At 40.6% G+C, this 17,007-nt stretch carries 17 protein-coding genes; 2 read left to right on the top strand and 15 right to left on the bottom strand.

The window, feature by feature from the left end:
• Positions 1 to 8: 8 nt before the first annotated feature.
• The 9 genes from BLT41_RS12205 to BLT41_RS12165 all read right to left on the bottom strand — a co-directional run bounded on the left by BLT41_RS12205 (position 9) and on the right by BLT41_RS12165 (position 7,582).
• Positions 9 to 743 carry a protein phosphatase CheZ gene (locus BLT41_RS12205; RefSeq protein ID WP_092161521.1) on the bottom strand — a complete coding sequence of 245 codons (735 nt, stop codon included), beginning with the start codon at positions 741 to 743 and terminating at the stop codon, positions 9 to 11.
• A gap of 26 nt (positions 744 to 769) precedes the next feature.
• Positions 770 to 1,282, bottom strand: coding sequence for a PilZ domain-containing protein (locus tag BLT41_RS12200; protein WP_092161519.1), 513 nt, complete (start codon positions 1,280 to 1,282; stop codon positions 770 to 772).
• Positions 1,282 to 1,728, bottom strand: coding sequence for a 4Fe-4S dicluster domain-containing protein (locus tag BLT41_RS12195; protein WP_092161517.1), 447 nt, complete (start codon positions 1,726 to 1,728; stop codon positions 1,282 to 1,284). The genes BLT41_RS12200 and BLT41_RS12195 overlap by 1 nt, the downstream gene beginning before the upstream one ends.
• Before the next feature lie 36 nt (positions 1,729 to 1,764).
• Positions 1,765 to 2,685: a tol-pal system protein YbgF gene (gene ybgF / locus BLT41_RS12190; protein WP_092161515.1), complete on the bottom strand. Its 921-nt coding sequence runs from the start codon at positions 2,683 to 2,685 to the stop codon at positions 1,765 to 1,767.
• Positions 2,672 to 2,908, bottom strand: a complete 237-nt coding sequence (locus tag BLT41_RS12185) for a PLD nuclease N-terminal domain-containing protein (protein ID WP_092161513.1) — start codon at positions 2,906 to 2,908, stop codon at positions 2,672 to 2,674. The genes ybgF and BLT41_RS12185 overlap by 14 nt, the downstream gene beginning before the upstream one ends.
• Positions 2,908 to 3,663 carry a prolipoprotein diacylglyceryl transferase gene (lgt, locus tag BLT41_RS12180; RefSeq protein WP_092161511.1) on the bottom strand — a complete coding sequence of 252 codons (756 nt, stop codon included), beginning with the start codon at positions 3,661 to 3,663 and terminating at the stop codon, positions 2,908 to 2,910. Before lgt ends, BLT41_RS12185 begins: the two co-directional genes overlap by 1 nt.
• The gene (lspA, locus tag BLT41_RS12175) at positions 3,644 to 4,135 is read right to left on the bottom strand and encodes a signal peptidase II (protein ID WP_092161673.1); all 492 of its coding nucleotides are present in this window, start codon (positions 4,133 to 4,135) and stop codon (positions 3,644 to 3,646) included. The genes lgt and lspA overlap by 20 nt, the downstream gene beginning before the upstream one ends.
• Before the next feature lie 89 nt (positions 4,136 to 4,224).
• Positions 4,225 to 7,041, bottom strand: coding sequence for an isoleucine--tRNA ligase (ileS, locus tag BLT41_RS12170; protein ID WP_092161509.1), 2,817 nt, complete (start codon positions 7,039 to 7,041; stop codon positions 4,225 to 4,227).
• 280 nt (positions 7,042 to 7,321) lie between these two features.
• The gene (locus tag BLT41_RS12165) at positions 7,322 to 7,582 is read right to left on the bottom strand and encodes a DUF493 family protein (protein WP_092161507.1); all 261 of its coding nucleotides are present in this window, start codon (positions 7,580 to 7,582) and stop codon (positions 7,322 to 7,324) included.
• A 236-nt stretch (positions 7,583 to 7,818) separates the two neighbouring features.
• Between BLT41_RS12165 and BLT41_RS12160 the strand changes: the two genes are divergently transcribed.
• Both BLT41_RS12160 and BLT41_RS12155 read left to right on the top strand, forming a co-directional pair.
• Entirely contained in the window at positions 7,819 to 8,244 is a 426-nt protein-coding gene (locus BLT41_RS12160; RefSeq protein ID WP_092161505.1) for a hypothetical protein, read from the top strand.
• 230 nt (positions 8,245 to 8,474) lie between these two features.
• Entirely contained in the window at positions 8,475 to 10,712 is a 2,238-nt protein-coding gene (locus BLT41_RS12155; RefSeq protein WP_092161503.1) for a DUF3536 domain-containing protein, read from the top strand.
• Positions 10,713 to 10,808: 96 nt separating this feature from the next.
• On the opposite strand, the gene BLT41_RS12150 is transcribed toward BLT41_RS12155, so the two are convergent.
• Genes BLT41_RS12150 through BLT41_RS12125 form a run of 6 tightly spaced genes read right to left on the bottom strand, consistent with a single transcriptional unit; the run spans position 10,809 to position 16,998 of the window.
• Positions 10,809 to 11,654, bottom strand: a complete 846-nt coding sequence (locus tag BLT41_RS12150) for an MBL fold metallo-hydrolase (protein ID WP_092161501.1) — start codon at positions 11,652 to 11,654, stop codon at positions 10,809 to 10,811.
• Positions 11,636 to 13,240 carry a citramalate synthase gene (gene cimA / locus BLT41_RS12145; RefSeq protein ID WP_092161500.1) on the bottom strand — a complete coding sequence of 535 codons (1,605 nt, stop codon included), beginning with the start codon at positions 13,238 to 13,240 and terminating at the stop codon, positions 11,636 to 11,638. The genes BLT41_RS12150 and cimA overlap by 19 nt, the downstream gene beginning before the upstream one ends.
• A 2-nt stretch (positions 13,241 to 13,242) precedes the next feature.
• Entirely contained in the window at positions 13,243 to 14,481 is a 1,239-nt protein-coding gene (locus tag BLT41_RS12140; protein WP_092161496.1) for an aspartate kinase, read from the bottom strand.
• Positions 14,482 to 14,522: 41 nt separating this feature from the next.
• Entirely contained in the window at positions 14,523 to 15,014 is a 492-nt protein-coding gene (gene tsaE, locus BLT41_RS12135; protein WP_092161494.1) for a tRNA (adenosine(37)-N6)-threonylcarbamoyltransferase complex ATPase subunit type 1 TsaE, read from the bottom strand.
• Positions 15,011 to 15,466: a CBS domain-containing protein gene (locus BLT41_RS12130; RefSeq protein ID WP_092161492.1), complete on the bottom strand. Its 456-nt coding sequence runs from the start codon at positions 15,464 to 15,466 to the stop codon at positions 15,011 to 15,013. The genes tsaE and BLT41_RS12130 overlap by 4 nt, the downstream gene beginning before the upstream one ends.
• On the bottom strand, positions 15,460 to 16,998 hold the full coding sequence (locus BLT41_RS12125; RefSeq protein ID WP_092161490.1) for an NAD(P)H-hydrate dehydratase: 1,539 nt from the start codon (positions 16,996 to 16,998) through the stop codon (positions 15,460 to 15,462). Before BLT41_RS12125 ends, BLT41_RS12130 begins: the two co-directional genes overlap by 7 nt.
• Positions 16,999 to 17,007: the final 9 nt, after the last annotated feature.

Raw genomic sequence — 17,007 nt, 5'->3', positions numbered from 1 at the left:
AATTGTAACTATAAGCCTAAAGAAGCGAGTAAATCGTCAACTTCCCCTTGATCACTTTCTTCTGTTGGACCTTGTAATTCGCTCATCTGAGTTTCGGCCAATTTATCCAATTCTTCAAGTGATTTTTCCGGAGTCTTTTCGCGAGCTTTAATTTTGAGTCCGGTAGACATGTACAAATCTAAAACGATTTTTTCGACGCTTTTAATGGTATCAACAATAATTTTGATTCGTTGTCCTGTGAGATCTTGAAAACTGAGCGTTGTCATAATGTTCATGAGATCTTCGCCAAGAGTATGATTAATCTTACCAAGCTCTTCACGTTGTTCTTTTTTTACTCCGCCAGATTCAAAGCCTTTAACAATGGCTGCAAGGGCGAACTGCATATCCTGAAGTTTTTCAACAATATCCATTATATCCTGAGTGGCTTTTTCCGTTGTTCGCATGATGGCATCCAATTGATCGGATGCTTCGTTGAACAAATCGTCGGGGTTCGCATCAACTGAAACTGATATAGATGATGTTGGACCTTTCTTAGCTTTTGCGACTTCCTGATAAATATCTTTAAGTCCGCTTTGAAGATCTTCGTTAATTCGACGATAAAATTCCCCTTCAAGAAGTGTTTTAGACATGCTTTTGGAAATTTCTTTCTGGATCGCTAATGTAATGCTTTCTTTCAAGCTTTTAGTCAGGTCCGCAGAAACTTTTTCCATCATGTCTCGCACGATTTGATCATCGTTAACCACAGTACACTCCTTCGGGGATCTCGTTTTTAGGATATTTTATCGGTCCGAATTCGTTCGCGTTGTTCACTGAACACGAATTTAATTATAGCCTCAAGGTCATGTTCTTTTATGTTTTTAAATTTCATAGACCATGTGTCTGCATTCTGTCCTGCTTCAGCTATTCCTTTTGTACTGACCATACGCAGAGGGAATTTATCCAAGACAAGAACAACCTCCATGACACATTTGGGCTTTAATTTGGAATCCGTTCTAAATGTTATTCCGTTACCGGAAATTTCCAGAACTTCAATATCAATTGGAAAATCTTGAGAAATATCTTTTACACTCTGAACACCAAGAAGTTGATCAAGTTTTCGATCAATTTCAATAAGATAAACCCTCAACCATTCTGGAACCTTAGAGTCATCAAGATCTTCAGCTGGATGTTTTTTCCCACCCCCGAATCCTCTAAAAAGAGGCTGATTGCTAAGGGACGCAGAGATTCTTCCGTATCCTTTGATCCGGGTTTTTATGCTTGAATAATTAGTGGTGTGGTCCATTATGTAGTCCTATTTTCTTTCTCCTGCGGATCAATTTCCATTGCTCTGACGGGGCATATTTTGGTGCACAATCCACATGCAGTACATTTTTCAAGTTCAAAAAGAACTTTGCGAGACTGCATATCCAATGAAAGAGCTCCGGTAGGGCACATGGCAAGACACATTCCACAGTGCATACATGATTCTTCGTCTCTGGATATTTTTTGTGTAACCGGTATGATTTTAATTCTATTTTCTTTCAGGTAATTTATTCCCTTATGAAATTCTTCTTCAGGTCCGGTAATTTCAAGAGTCATATTCCCTTCATGGCGAGGGTTTATGTCTGCTTTTAAAATATTAAAACTTAAATCATATAATTTACCAAGGTTACAGATAACAGGGCGACCTGAAACGGTTGGAGGGAATGACAAGTGGACTATTTTATTGAAATTTTTGTTTTCAGTCATTTTATTTGTTCCAATTAAAAGATTTATAAAGGTATGCTATTTTAGGTTCTTGATAACGTCTTTCGCTCTTTTAGCTTCTGCTGATTCAGGAGCTTTTTTTACAAGGTCTTCCAAAATATATTTACCGGATTTTGTTTTTCCTAATTTAATAAGACAAATTCCTTGTTTAAGCATCGCCGATTTAAACTTGTTGCTCGATGGATACTTAGCGATAACAACTTGATATTTTAATGCGGCGTTAGGATAGTCTTTAAGTTGGTAGTAACACTCTCCTTCCCAAAATATAGAATTCGGTACAAGGCTATTTTTAGGAAAGGTTTTAGTGAACTCTGACCAATCTACAATCGCTTTTTTATACTCTCTAGCTTTAAAGGATTCAAGAGCCTTGTTATAGAGAGCTTGAGCGGGATCAGCCGTTTTTTCTTTTTTAGTAGAAGAAGCCAGGACTGCCGCGATTCCAGTTGCTTGACTTATTGTCGCTGAAACCGATGCAGGATGTTTCTTTTCATTATGAGGTTTAATCAGGTTTAAGTCCATATCAAGTTGGCTTTCAAGGGCCATGCGCATATGGCTAAACTGCTGAGAAAGTTCACGAAGTGAAATAGTACTGTTAGAGTCTCCACCATTAATTTCTTGAACGGTGAGAGTAAGAGAATCTAACGATCCTTGTAATTTGGCGACATCCATCTTTAAGGAATTAACTTCAACCCAGATGTTTGCCTGACGGGTCTGCATTGGATTATTGGATGTTTTTATCTCATTTCGAATAGACTTATCCGCTTGATCCATTTGTTGATCAAGGGAGTCAATTTTTTTATTAAGCTGACTTCTATTTTGTCTTACTTCCATTCTGAGGCTTTCCATATCAGAAGTGGTGACACATCCGCTCATCCCCGTAATTACGGAAAGAGTCAAAATCGAAATAAGCAGGCGATGTATAAAATTATTTTTCTTCATATTTCTTCCCCCTGTTTCGTCCGAGAATAAAGTATGCCAGACAGCCCAAAAAAGGAATAAAAATTACAAGCTGAATCCATCCTACTTTTTCCATATTTGAAGGGAATTCTCTTTTAAATGCATCCCATATTGCAAAAAGGGTAAGTAGTGCAAAAAAACCGACACTGCCGAGGATAATCATCCATGTTTCGGCTGGAAGGGTTGGTATATTTCCCAAAAACATTATGCGCTCCTGTGCTTATGTATAAATAACAGATAAATTCCAATTGAAAAAAAGATCAAAGTGAAAAACTGAGTTAAGCTGAAAGGGCCTAGTTCGCCTCTGTAATCAGCTCTGAAAAATTCAATAATAAATCTGCACACTGAAAACAATATAAGAAATAAACCTGTTAATCCGCCTTCACTTTTTATAAAATTCTTAGCTATAAGAAGAATAACGAATGTTAATAACCCGGCCAGACTATGGTATAATTGAGTCGGGTGCAATAAATGTCCTATCGGCGCAAGTGAGCCGGGATCGGAGAAAGTAACACCCCACGGAAGAGATGTTGTTTTTCCGTAACAGCATCCCGCAAAAAAACAGCCTAGACGTCCAATTGTCTGCCCAAGAGCTACTCCCGGAGCAATGCAATCCAACCATTGTAATAAAGGTTGTTTTTGAGATTTCAAGAAAAGCAACCCGCTGAGTGATCCGAATAAAAAAGCCCCTGAAAAAACAAGTCCACCTTGCCATATGTATAAAATTTCAACAGGATTATGAATGAACTCCTGTGAATATAGAGCCACATAAAGAGCACGCGCCCCGACAAGTCCGCTGACAATTGCAATAATTCCGGCAACGGGAGCCATTGTGAAGGGCAACTCTTTGAGACGAGCTTCTCTCATTGTCCACGCCATTGCCATCAAACAGCCAGCTGTGAGATATACGCTGTAGCTGTATATCGGCAGTGATCCAATGTTAAACAGTATCGGGTGCATTAGACTTGTTCCGGTAAATTGAAATAATCATGGCTAAAGCTCCAAGGCAGATAGCAATGTCTGCGACATTAAATGCCGGCCAATGATATGTCCCGACATAAATATCCAGGAAGTCCGTAACTTCACCGTAGAGAATTCTATCAATTAAGTTTCCGATCGCTCCGCCAAGTATAAAGCCAAGACCTGATATCTGAAAAAAATCTTTATCATTTGTTGATTTGAGCAACATGGTGATTGCTCCTAATGAAATGATCGTCACAACGATAAAAAAAGTTCGTTGCCAACTTATATCACCGCGATTGAGGAAACCGAAAGCGGCTCCTTTATTAACCACGTAAACAAGATTGAAATAGTCAGGAATCAATGTTTTGGAAGACCACAGTTCCAGATTGTTGCGAACAGCTATTTTGGTAACCTGATCAAGGATAATGATCACTGCAGCAATAATTCCAGCCAGTGAGTATTTCTTCATTGCAGACCCTTTTTGCAAACATGCCCCCGTCCTCATTCAATTATGGGGGCGGGGGCATGTAGTCTTTTTAATTATGAATAAGATTAGACTTATTCGCCCGCAAGTACCGCTGTACAGCGCGGACAAAGTTCAGGATGTTCTGCGTTTGATCCAAGGGTGTCATATCTCCAGCAACGGCTGCATTTTTCACCTTCGGATTTAACAACTCCAACAGCAAGTCCTTCAAGTTCTTCAGGTTTAACTGCGTCACTGTCAGCTTCTGCTAAAGGTTTAACTTCTGCTCCGGAAACAATAAAGAACTCTCTCATATCAACACTTTCAAGAGCTTTTGTGATTGTTTCATCTGCGAAAAGAGTAATTTGAGTATCAAGTGAGTGACCGATAACTCTTTCTCTGCGCAAAGGTTCAATTGCTTTAGTTACTTCTCTACGAACATCCAACAGGAGTTCCCATTTAGTTCTCTCATCATTGCTGAGAGCAGGGGTAAGAAGTTTCGGACGGATAGCAAAAACAGTATCAACTCCGCATTTCATTTCTTCAGGAAGATGTGAGAAAACTTCTTCGGAAGTAAAAGAAAGGATTGGAGCCATATCCGTAAGCAACATCATCATTGTTTGCCAAAGCACAGTCTGTGCTGAACGACGTTTCAGACTTTTTTCACCGGAGACATAAAGTCTGTCCTTAATGATATCAAGGTAAAAAGCTGAAAGGTCAGTCGTGCAAAGATTATGCAGGGTATGGTAAACTTTATGGAATTCAAAGTCTGTGTAAGCTTTTTGAATAACTTCATGCTGTCTTTTGATCAAATCAAGTGCAAAATGATCAGTAGGCAGAAGTTCAGAAACAGAGACTGCATCGGTTTCTGGATTGAAACCGTCGAGATTACCGAGCAGGTAACGACAGGTATTTCTGATTCTACGGTAAGCATCAACCAGACGGCTGAGGATTTCGTCAGAAATTCTGACATCTTCCTGATAGTTTACAGCTGAAACCCACATGCGCAGAATTTCAGCGCCATGCTGGTCGATGATTTCTTGTGGCGCAATAACGTTACCGATGGATTTAGACATCTTTTTACCATGTTTATCAACAACATAGCCATGAGTCAGAACCGTACGGTAAGGAGGTGTTTTGCGAGTTGCCATAGAGGCGAGCAGGGAACTGTGGAACCAGCCTCTGTGCTGATCTGATCCTTCAAGATACAAATCCGCAGGGAATCTAAGTTCAGGTCTTTTTTCAACAACAGCGGCAAAACTGGTTCCTGAATCAAACCATACATCAAGGATATCGGTTTCTTTAGCCCAATGATTTCCACCGCATTTAGGACATTTGAGTCCGGCAGGAGCCAGTTCTTCAACTGATTTTTCAAACCAGTAATCACAACCGTTTTCGTGCTTCTCAAATTCGTCTACTATAGAGAAAACCCATTTAGCTTCATTATATACTTCGTCGCAGTCCTGACAAATCAAGGCGATGATGGGCACACCCCAATTACGCTGACGGGAAATACACCAGTCAGGTCTGTTTTCAATCATTTTGAAGATACGATTTTCGCCCCAAGCTGGAATCCAATTTACGTCATTCTGAATAGCTTTAAGGGTGTTTTTGCGCAGGTCGTTTTTTTCCATTGAAATGAACCACTGTGTGGTTGCGCGGAAAATAACCGGCTCTTTACAACGCCAGCAATGCGGATAGGAATGAGTAATGTTTTCCCGTGCAAGCAGGTTGCCCACTTCTTCGAGCTTTTCGATTACTTTAGGATTAGCTTCAAAAACATTAAGTCCCGCGAAAAATTCAACTTCCTGGAGGAAAACGCCGTCATTATTTATAGGAGAATAAACTTCAAGTCCGTAGCGGTTTCCTGTTTCAAAATCTTCGCGACCATGGCCGGGAGCCGTGTGAACACAGCCTGTACCACTGTCTAATGTTACATAATCAGCCAAAACTATAGGAGACTTTCTGTTGTAGAAAGGGTGATCCGCAACAGCGCCCTCAAGTTTAGCACCTTCAAAGGTTCCGAGGACATTATATTTATCCCAACCGAAAGATTCTGCGCAAACAGGAAGGAGTCTTTCAGCAAGTATGTAAAAATCACCATTTACTTCGGCGACGCAATAATCAAATTCAGGGTGCAGAGCCACTGCCATATTGTCGGGCAATGTCCACGGAGTAGTGGTCCAGATACATACAAATGTACGGGACAAATCCATCTTAGATGAAATGTCAGAAGGAAGAACTTCCAGAACTTTCGGATCATTTAGAGGAAAGCGGACATAAATTGAAGGAGAAGTATGATCTTCGTGTTCAACTTCTGCTTCAGCCAAAGCTGTTTTACATGAGCAGCACCAGTGAATCGGTTTTTTCCCTCTTACTACAGAACCATTTTCCATGAAACGTCCGAGTTCACGGGCTGTTGCTGCTTCATACTCTGGTTTCAGTGTAAGATATGGATTATCCCATGCGCCCATTACGCCAAGACGTTTAAATTCCTTACGCTGAATATCTACATATTTAAGTGCGTATTCACGGCAAAGTTTACGTATAATAAGAGTAGGGAGATCTTTTTTCTTTTTCTTAAGATCCTGCGAAACCTTGTGTTCAATAGGCAGACCATGACAATCCCATCCGGGAACGTATTCAGCTTTCTGGCCTTGCATGTTGCGGGATTTAACGATGATGTCTTTAAGCACTTTGTTCATGGCAGTACCCATGTGAATGTGCCCGTTGGCGTACGGAGGCCCGTCATGCAGAACATATTGCTCTGCATCTTTATTAGCCTCGACCATTTTATTATAAACCCCGGTCTCTTCCCAGCGTTTAAGCATTTCAGGTTCGCGCTGTTTGAGGTTTGCCTTCATTGGAAATTTTGTTTTGGGCAGACACAGGGTCTTTTTGTAATCGCTCATCGCTTAGAAAATCCTCCGGGAGTATCTTTAAAACATTGGATAAATTTATTAAGTTGTCGAAAATATCAAAATTAAGAACACCCGACTTCATCGAAAAAGACCATTAATTTAATAATTAATCTTTAGATGATAGTAGGTTGAACTTAAGTAGAGTGCTTAAACAGCAAACTCGAAAATATATATTTATTATATATATGTATAATGAAGCCGCGTCATTTTTAAACAAGGACAGAAGGAAGTCAACCTTCATCCTGCATAACGGTGAATTCTTACAATTTAATTATAAAGAAATAAGCCCTTCAATGGTTGCAGCTTTCTGATAAAAATTCAAAATAAAATCTGAGCAATCCGCGGTAACTGTCGCGGTTACACTGGTATATTTGCCCGTCTTGGAATCTTTTTCAGAATGGGCAATGCCTTCTAGAAGGCTTTTCAATTCATCAAGCGACTTTGAAGGGACAATAAATTTAAATGTGTATTCGCAAGGCCATTCATGATGTTCTTCAAGAACTCTTTTAAATTTGTTAATTGATTCGTCCATATTTACTCCTGATCTCATTCCTCTTTATTAGAAAGAAAAATGTTCATTGTTGAAAGCAATATTTTTTAGCAAAAATTAAACTGATTTCGCTAAAAAATGTATTGTTGATATATGAATCCTGCAACAACCTGTCAATGGCAGCAAAAAATATAGTTCAATATCTAAAGGATATTCTCACTCTGCCGATATAATATTTAAGTTGCCTTGTATATTGTAAGCAAAAGAGGGCGTATATCATGAGAAATAAAACCATTCATGCCACTAATTTCCGCAAAGTTCTTGAACTCTTCCGGGAAGAACGCAATGAAGAAGCAATAAATCTTTTAAAAATTATTCAAGAAGATTACCTCGATCTATATAGCGAAAACAAAGAGTTACGCTCTCAAATTAAAGAAGTTTCTGATATTCTGGATCTTGCCGAGTGCATGGATTTTGATGGTCAAAAATATTGGATCAAAGAGGATTCTGATGTAACCGGTCCTTACTGTCAGGTCTGTTATGATCAGGAAGGTATTTTAATCAGATTACAAGAAAGAGACAAACACTGGGAATGTTATAGTTGTGAAAATTTATTTGCAAAGATTCCTAAAGGAGTCACTGATAAAAATCAAAAACCTAAAAGAAAAACTAAGCCTCCATTAAAACTTTTCAGTGTTAAGTAATCAATATTAATATGTTTTTATAAAGCCTCTTGTGATAAACAAGAGGCTTTTTTTTGTAGCAATAATAATCAAAACATAAAAAGTAATTCGGCGCTGAATTTATTGTTATAATTATTGAGTGTGATAGGGTTTGATTCTATAATTTAAAAGTATACTTTGAATCACTAAGAATGGATTTGAAACGTAATTTAGGATATATAACTAATAAAATAATGAATAGTGAGGTCCAAATGTCTGGAAAATTTTTATGCGTTCATGGGCATTTTTATCAGCCCCCCCGCGAAGACCCTTGGCTGGATATGATATTTCCAGAAGGGAGTGCTGCTCCTTTCAGGCACTGGAATGAAAGAATCTGTAGTGAAAGCTACGGTCCTTTAGCCTGGGCAAGACGCATGGGTGACAAAGGAATATTTGATATAATAAATTGTTATGAATGGATGAGTTTTAATGTCGGCCCGACTCTTTTTCGCTGGATTGAGCGAGCTGAGCCTGAACTTTACGCAAAAATTATTGAAGCCGATGCAAAAAGTCTTGAACGCTGGGGACATGGAAATGCCATAGCCCAGATTTATCACCATGTGATCATGCCGCTTGCATCCGATCTTGATAAAGAAACTGAAGTAGCTTGGGCAATAGCCGACTTTGAATCCAGATTTAATCGTAAACCTGAGGGCATGTGGCTCTCTGAAACGGCCTGTAACACCGCCTCCCTTGAAGCTCTCGCCGCGCAGGGTGTCGTTTACACATTGCTTGCTCCGCGTCAGGCAGAAGCCCTTGCTGAGCTGAATTCAAATGATTGGCATCAAGTAGACGAAGGATCACTTAATATTAAAGAACCTTATCTTGTCGAACTTCCGTCAGGCAAAACTATATCTGTTTTTTTCTACGACGGAGGATTATCGCAAGCGGTTGCTTTTGAAGGACTCCTTAAAAATGGTGAAGATTTCTGGAATAAACTTTCCGGCGCTTCGGGTGAGGGACTACTTTCAATAGGCACTGACGGTGAAACCTACGGTCATCATGTCGAGTTCGGAGAAATGGCTCTGGCCTATATTTTATCGCAAGGAGCTACTGGCCGGGATGACCTTAATCTGACGAACTACGGTGCATATCTTGCGCAAAATCCGCCTACCAGAAAAGTTAAAATACGTGAAGATTCATCATGGAGCTGTTACCATGGCGTTGAGAGATGGCGTTCTGATTGCGGCTGTTGCACTGGAGGTCATGATGGGTGGAATCAGCAATGGAGAAAGCCTCTTAGAGACGGGTTGAATGAAATTAAAACGTTGATGGACAGGCATTTTTTTGCAGTTGGTAAGAATGTATTTAATGATCCCCGCAAAGCTTTAGTTGAATATGGAGCGGTGCTTAGCGGATCTATAAATCAAGCTGATTTCTTCAAGCTTTACTTTAAGTGCAAAGAAGGTTCGCTTCAGGCTGATTTAGGGTGGAAGCTTTTATCCATGCAGAAATGGGCTTTATCTTCATTTGCAAGCTGTGGATGGTTCTTTGATGATCTGGCTCGACTTGAACCGCTAAATGATATGTCCTTTGCGCTTAGAGCTATGGAGATAGCCGAAAGTACTGGGCTGATCGGTCTTGAGGAGAAGTTTTTACAAATTATGGCCGAAGCCAAATCCAACGAAGAAAGATACGGTTCAGGTGTGGATCTCTGGAACAGTAAAATTAAACCACAAAAAGATACTTCGGGAAGTTTAATAGCGCAGGGTCTTATAAGACTTTCCGCAGAAGGCGCATTCCCAGTTCCGGGTGAAGAAGGGCGTGTAGATTGGCCCGGGGCTTCAGTTTCGATAACACTTGAAAGTAATTTGGGTTCAAGGTTGAAAGGAGAGGCCGCAATCAGATGGGCCCTTGAATCCGCTGTTAATACTTATAAATGGGAATGGACTAAAGAACCTAGCGTAATATCCGGTGAAGTTCAGATTAAAGGAATAAAAAACGGATACAGTGAAGTCTTCAAGCTTGATCAGTTATCATGGAAAAAAAGACAGTCTCTTTCAATGGCTTGGGTTAAACGCGTATCTGATAACAGCTGGGATCGAAAACTGTTACCTGTCATCGAATATGGGCCTGATATTTTCTTAGGGTATGAAGATTATCAATCAACGCAAATCTGGGAACAAAAATGGAAAGAACTTTGGTCACCTCTTGTCTGGACCTATCTGTTTACAGACGTTTTGGCCTGTGATGATTTTATAGCTTTTATTAAAGAAACAGGCCGTGATCACCCTGATTCAGCAGCCCTGACAGAGCGCATGTCCACTACTCTTTGTGATATGTTGCATAATCAAGTGTTCATGTGGGATAAAGTTGCTGAAGTGTTGAGCAAAGCTAAAACAATCGAGTTTTCTTTAAATATTTGGAAACTGCAAACTTGTTATTGGGATAAGGCTCAGAATGGAACTGTTTCTGCTGAACTGAGCGAACTACTTGGATTTGATTTGTAGTTTTAGCATATTCAAGTCTATAAAAAATGCCCCTTAGAAATTAATTTTTCCAAGGGGCATTTTGATTATGTAAAAACTACTGATCAGAACATATGATTAAAATTCATATACAGAGCCTGATCCCATCTGATGAACATCACATGAAAGCCTGTTTTTCAGGAATTCATAACCCTTCTCACCTGTGCAATGTCCGGCAGCAACAAGTTTAGGATTGAATTCTTCAATCACCTTGGCAGTGTTTTCAAATTCATCAACATCAGTTTTAAAAAGATGAAGTCCGCCGATAATAGCGTGTACTGATTCAAGCCCTGTCAGATCACGCAAATGATACAAACTATTGGCAAGTCCACTGTGACAACAACCTAAAATAACAACCGGACCGGATTTGGTCATCATTAACAAAAAGGCATCGTCCGGGACATGATCTGTGAGGGTCAATTCAGGGTCGGTGAACAGTCCCCCGGTAGCCTCAAAAAGACCGGCTATGCGAGGAATTTCGGTGATCATGAATAAACCCTCATCCAGCTCAGTATAATCGCGGACGATTATGGTTCCCGGATATTCGCAAGGGAAAGAAGCATCTCTGACTTCACCTTCAGCATGGACTGAATACCGTTTTGCAGCAAACTTGGGATGCGCATAGACCGGACCTAAAAAATCAGTCTCCATAAGAGCATCCATGCCTCCAGAATGATCCCAATGACCATGACTGAGAGCAATCCCTTTAGCCTTATTTGTGTCAATTTTCATTTCTTGTGCATTTTGCAGGAAAAGTGAACTTGCACCACAATCCCACAACCAAAGATCGTCTTGAGGTAGATTTAAGGCCATAGAAAGCCCCCATTCCTTACCTAGAGAATCACTTGTGGTGGTATTGTCACATAAGATCGAAATCTTACTAGGCTTATCAATCGTTACACCGTTTACATTGAGTTTGGCCATTTTTGCGGATCATCCTTGAAGAGCTTGTAATTAATTGAGTCTACGAGAGCCTGCCAGCTTGCTTCGATAATGTTGTTGCTGACTCCCATTGTTGTCCACTGACTCTTGCCATCTGAAGATTCAATGAGCAGGCGGACATTTGAGCTTGTGCCTTCGGTATCTCTGATTGCTCCGGTAAGCACGCGTACTTTAAAGTCGAGTAACCGGACATCTTTCAAACTAGGATAAAACGGCTCAAGAGCCTTACGCAATGCCTTATCCAAAGCATTAACAGGGCCATCACCTGATGCAGCTGTATGATTTTCCTGACCGTGAACTTTAACAATTACAGTTGCTTCGGAGAATGGCTCATTGTCTTCTTTACGTTTGGCATCAACCACAAAGAAGTTGATGAACTCAAAGTATCTCTTGGACCATCCCATGGCTTTAAAAAACAGCAATTCAAAAGAAGCTTCGGCAGCGGAATATTCAAAACCGATACTTTCACGTTCTTTAATATCTGCAAGAATTGTTCTTACAGCTGGATCATTTTTATCAAGATTATACCCGAACTGTTTAGCTTTATAGAGAATATTGCTTTTTCCGGAAAGATCGGAAAGCAGAACTCGTCTATCATTACCAACTAAAAGCGGATCAATATGTTCGTAGCTTTTTGAGTTTTTCATAACCGCACTGACGTGAACTCCGCCTTTGTGAGCAAAAGCAGCGGCGCCGACATACGGTTGTCTGAGAAACGGACGTAAGTTCGCAATTTCGGTAACATAATTTGAAGCACTTTTAAGCTTAATCAAATTATCTTTACCAATAGCATTAAAACCCATTTTAAGTTCAAGGTTCGGGATAATGGAGCAGAGGTTAGCGTTACCGCACCTTTCACCATACCCATTTATGGTTCCCTGAACCTGCACAGCTCCATTTGTTACCGCTGTAAGCGCGTTGGCAACGGCAAGTTCGCAGTCATTATGGGTATGAATCCCGATCTTTGATCCGGGAATCTTAGAAAGCACAATCTTACAAGCTTCAGCAACTTCTTCAGGCAACGCTCCGCCGTTAGTATCACACAAGACAAGAACATCAGATCCTGCATCATGGGCAGCTTTCAAGCACGCCAATGTGAATTCTGGATTATCTTTAAATCCATCAAAAAAGTGCTCAGCATCAAAAAACAGTTCTTCGACATGCTTACGCATGAATCCAATACTATTACTGATCAATTCAATATTTCGTTCAAGACTGACACCTAAAGCATTCGTAGCGTGAAAGTCCCAGCTTTTTCCAAAAAGAGTTACAACTTTAGCTCCGCAATCAACAAGGGCAGCCAGATTAGGATCATTTTCCGGTTTTACCCGGGTATTATGAGTAGAACCAAAAGCCGAAACTCTGGCATTTTCAAGGTGATAATTCGTAATCTCCTCGAAAAACTCCTTATCTGTGGAGTTTGATCCGGGCCATCCGCCTTCAATATAATGTACGCCCAGCTCATCGAGCTTTTTTGTAATGCGTATTTTGTCTTGTACGGTTAAGTTGATTTCTTCGCTTTGAGTTCCGTCACGCAGGGTAGTGTCATATATCTTTATTGTTTTCATAATTACAGCATATTTTCTTCGGACCCGCTTTTATCAAGCCCGAACGTGTTGTGGAGCGTTCTGATGGCAAGTTCAGTATATTTTTCTTCAATAAGACAAGTAATTTTAATTTCAGATGTGCTGATCATCAGGATATTGATGTTTTCATCACGGAGGGCCTGAAAAGCCTTAGAAGCAACACCGGAATGATTACGCATTCCAACACCGATGACAGAAATTTTACATACATTCTGATCATAAAGAATTTCTTCTGCGCCCATTTCGTCTTTAATTCTATCAAGAACTTCAAGAGTAATTTCTAAGTCAGCTCTTGGAACGGTGAAGGTCATATCGGTACGGCCGTCACGGCTCGGATTCTGAACGATCATATCAACAAGAATGCCGTTTTCTGCAAGAGGAGTAAAAAGAGTCGCGGAAACACCCGGTTTATCAAGAACTTTTGCAAGAGTAACGCGAGCCTGATCTTTATCATATGCAATGCCGGAAACCATTACCGATTCCATCTTTTCATCCTCCTGAGTGACAAATGTCCCTATTTCATCGCTGAAAGTTGAGCGAACATGAACTTTTACATTATATTTTTTTGCAAACTCAACAGAGCGTATCTGTAGAACTTTTGCTCCCATACTGGCCATTTCCAGCATCTCATCATAAGAAACCATGTCCAGCTTTCGCGCTTGAGTGCAGATGTTAGGATCGGTAGTGAAAACACCGGAAACGTCAGTGTAAATTTCGCATACATCGGCATTAACAGCTGCAGCCATAGCAACCGCGGATGTATCAGAGCCACCGCGTCCCAAAGTTGTGATACGTTTATCTTCCGTACACCCCTGAAAGCCGGCGACTACTAAAATATCATGCTTTTCTAAAAGACTAGTAATTTCATCACTGTCCATCTCTAAAATTCGAGCACGGGAATGATATGAATTTGTCTTGATGGGAATCTGAAAACCTAAAAGAGAGCGGGCTTTAATCCCTTTATCTTTAAGGAGCATTGTAAACAAAGCGGTTGAAACTTGTTCACCTGTTGAAACAAGAGAATCCATTTCCGCAAGGTCGGGAGCATTTGACCATTCTTTTGCAAGAGCAATCAATCTATTAGTTTCCCCGGACATTGCAGATAAAACAACGATGACCTTGTTGCCTTGTTCGTAAGGTACCATGACTTTTTCAAGTACCTGCTTCATACATTCGAGGTTCCTTACTGAGGTTCCTCCGAACTTTTGTACTACTATGTTCATTTGAACATTATCTCCTTACCACATTTATTCAACGTAAGTTATTAAAAAGAATCGAGAAGTGTGGCAATCTCTTCGAAGAGGGGGGTCGCTGAACCATGAAGGGTCAATTCGATTTTTCTACCGGTGGGGGTAGCTTTCCAAGTGAAGAGCAGTGCGTTATCAGGCCAAAATTCAATATTGAGATACTGAATCCACTCTACAACTGTCAAAGTGTTTTTATTGTTTAATAGATCAAAAAACTCGTCATCAGGACATTGCCCTTCAAGTCTATAGAGGTCAAAATGCTCAACCTGCGGTTTTGTGGGGTATATATTAAGAATATTGAAACTTGGGCTACTTACTTCTGCGTTTTCCGCACCGGGAAGAGATTCTACAAAAGCTCTAACAAAAGTTGTTTTTCCTGCTCCAAGATCTCCATTTAGAAAAATTGGAATGAATTCTTTCTTTTTTTGGAAGAAATCTGCCAGAAAAGAGCCGAATCTCAGCGTCGCCTCCACATCCGGCAGATTTATGATCAACTGGTTCTTTGTCATGAGGATTTAGTCAGCACCTTAAGAACATCTTCTTTACCGACAACACCTATAAGCTTCCCGTTTTCCAAAACAGGTAGAGTATAAAGTTTTTTCTCAACCATCAGGTCGGCAATTTTTTCAATGCTTGTTTCAGGTGTTATGGTTACAGGATTAGGAGTCATGGCTTGTTTAACCTTAGTAGCTGAAATCTTAGTGATTTCTTTTTCAAAATCATCACTTGATGACAGAGAGATGAAACCGTCAAGTATTGTGAAAAAAGACGGTACTGAAATACTTTTTTGCTGAGCTACCAAATCGCTCTGGCAGATTACACCGACAAGATCTCCATTTGAATCAACAACCGGAACACCGTTCAGATGCTTTTCCAGCAACAATTTTGCAGCGAGAGCTACTTCGGAATCGGGTGTGAGGGTAAGAGCTCCGGATGTCATAATGTCTTTAGCAGTTAACATAATTCCTCCTTAAGTATTTCGGGAAGTGAGTTAGCAATTTCAGATGCGAGATTTCCTCTGTGTGGAAATTTTTTTTTGAGATAAAGCCCACATTTTCCGTGTAAGTATACCCCCATACATGCACTTTGCATAGCGGGAATTCCTTTGGCAAGTAATGCTCCGATAATTCCGGCCAACACATCACCTGAACCCGCGACAGCAAGGTTAGGCGCGGAAATAGGTGAAATTACAGTTTTACCGTCAGGACACCCTATCACGGTTCCGGCACCTTTAAGGACCAGTATCACTTTTTTTGAAACTGCGTACTGATGAGCAGTTTCAATGCGTGAATCTTCAACTTCAGCGATACTTTTATTAACCAGTCGGCCCATTTCGCCGGGATGTGGAGTAAAAATAGAATTTTCGTCAATTGAGATCAAAAGGTGTGATCTTCTGGATAAAGCATAAAGAGCGTCCGCGTCAAAAACAGCCGGAGGATGTCCTGCAGAAACTATTGCTTCAACAAGATTCATGGCTCCTTCAGCTCTGCCCAGCCCCGGACCAATAGCTATCGCATCATAATTTTCAAGTAGCGGAAGAAGTTCTTCAACGGCCTGATCATCCCAATGATCACCGGAACCAAGCCCCATAGTCATCAGTTCCGGCATGTATGTTTTCACTTGAGAAGCGAGACCCGCAGGGCAGGCTAGGGTAACTAAACCCGCGCCGGCTCTTAAAGCTCCAAGCCCTGAAAGCTGCAAAGCTCCGGTAAGCCCGATTGACCCTCCGATTATAAGAACATGACCGGAAGTTCCTTTGTGCATGGTCGGAGTAAGAGAAGGAAGCTGATCGAAAATTTTATCATTAATTAAATAATGAGCAACAGGATGATCTTCTTTAACCTTATTTGGAATACCGATCTTTTTGACAATAAGAGTTCCAGTGAAAGGTTTAGCTTCGGGAAGACTCAACCCAACTTTTGCAGCTTCAAATGTCACTGTAGCATGGGCATTGACGGCTACAGGATGAGGTTTTCCGGTAAGTCCGTTAAGACCGGAAGGAATATCAATCGCAAAGATAAAAGATTGCTGTTTTACCATGTTTATTGCATCAACCACGGCCTTGGCAAACGGGCGCAATTCATTATCAAAACCGGTTCCAAGCAGGGCATCAATGATAATATCAGATTCAGGAATATTGATTTTATCACTGATACGAAAATATTTTAACTGAACGCCGGATTTTATTGCGAGCTTAAGATGATATGCAGCTTCGCCTTTATATTTATTTTTAGGCGCGGTGTGCAGAATCAGTATTTCTGCGCCGAGGTCAGCCAAATGCCTGCCTATAACAAAACCGTCACCGCCATTGTTTCCTGAACCGGAAAGAATGAGGACTGATTTGTTTTTAACAGAACCGTATTCGTTGAGAAGGGTGGCTACAGCTTCACGACCGGCATTTTCCATAAGGATATCGCCACGGATACCTATATCGTTAATTGCGGCCTGATCCCAGCCCGACATTTCGACAGGCGTAGGAAGCGGTGAAAACATAATTACCTC

The sequence above is a fragment of the Maridesulfovibrio ferrireducens genome, from assembly GCF_900101105.1.
GTDB lineage: Bacteria > Desulfobacterota > Desulfovibrionia > Desulfovibrionales > Desulfovibrionaceae > Maridesulfovibrio > Maridesulfovibrio ferrireducens.
The sequence above is the reverse complement of the archived record's forward strand: the minus strand, read 5'-3'. Positions and strand labels throughout refer to the sequence as shown.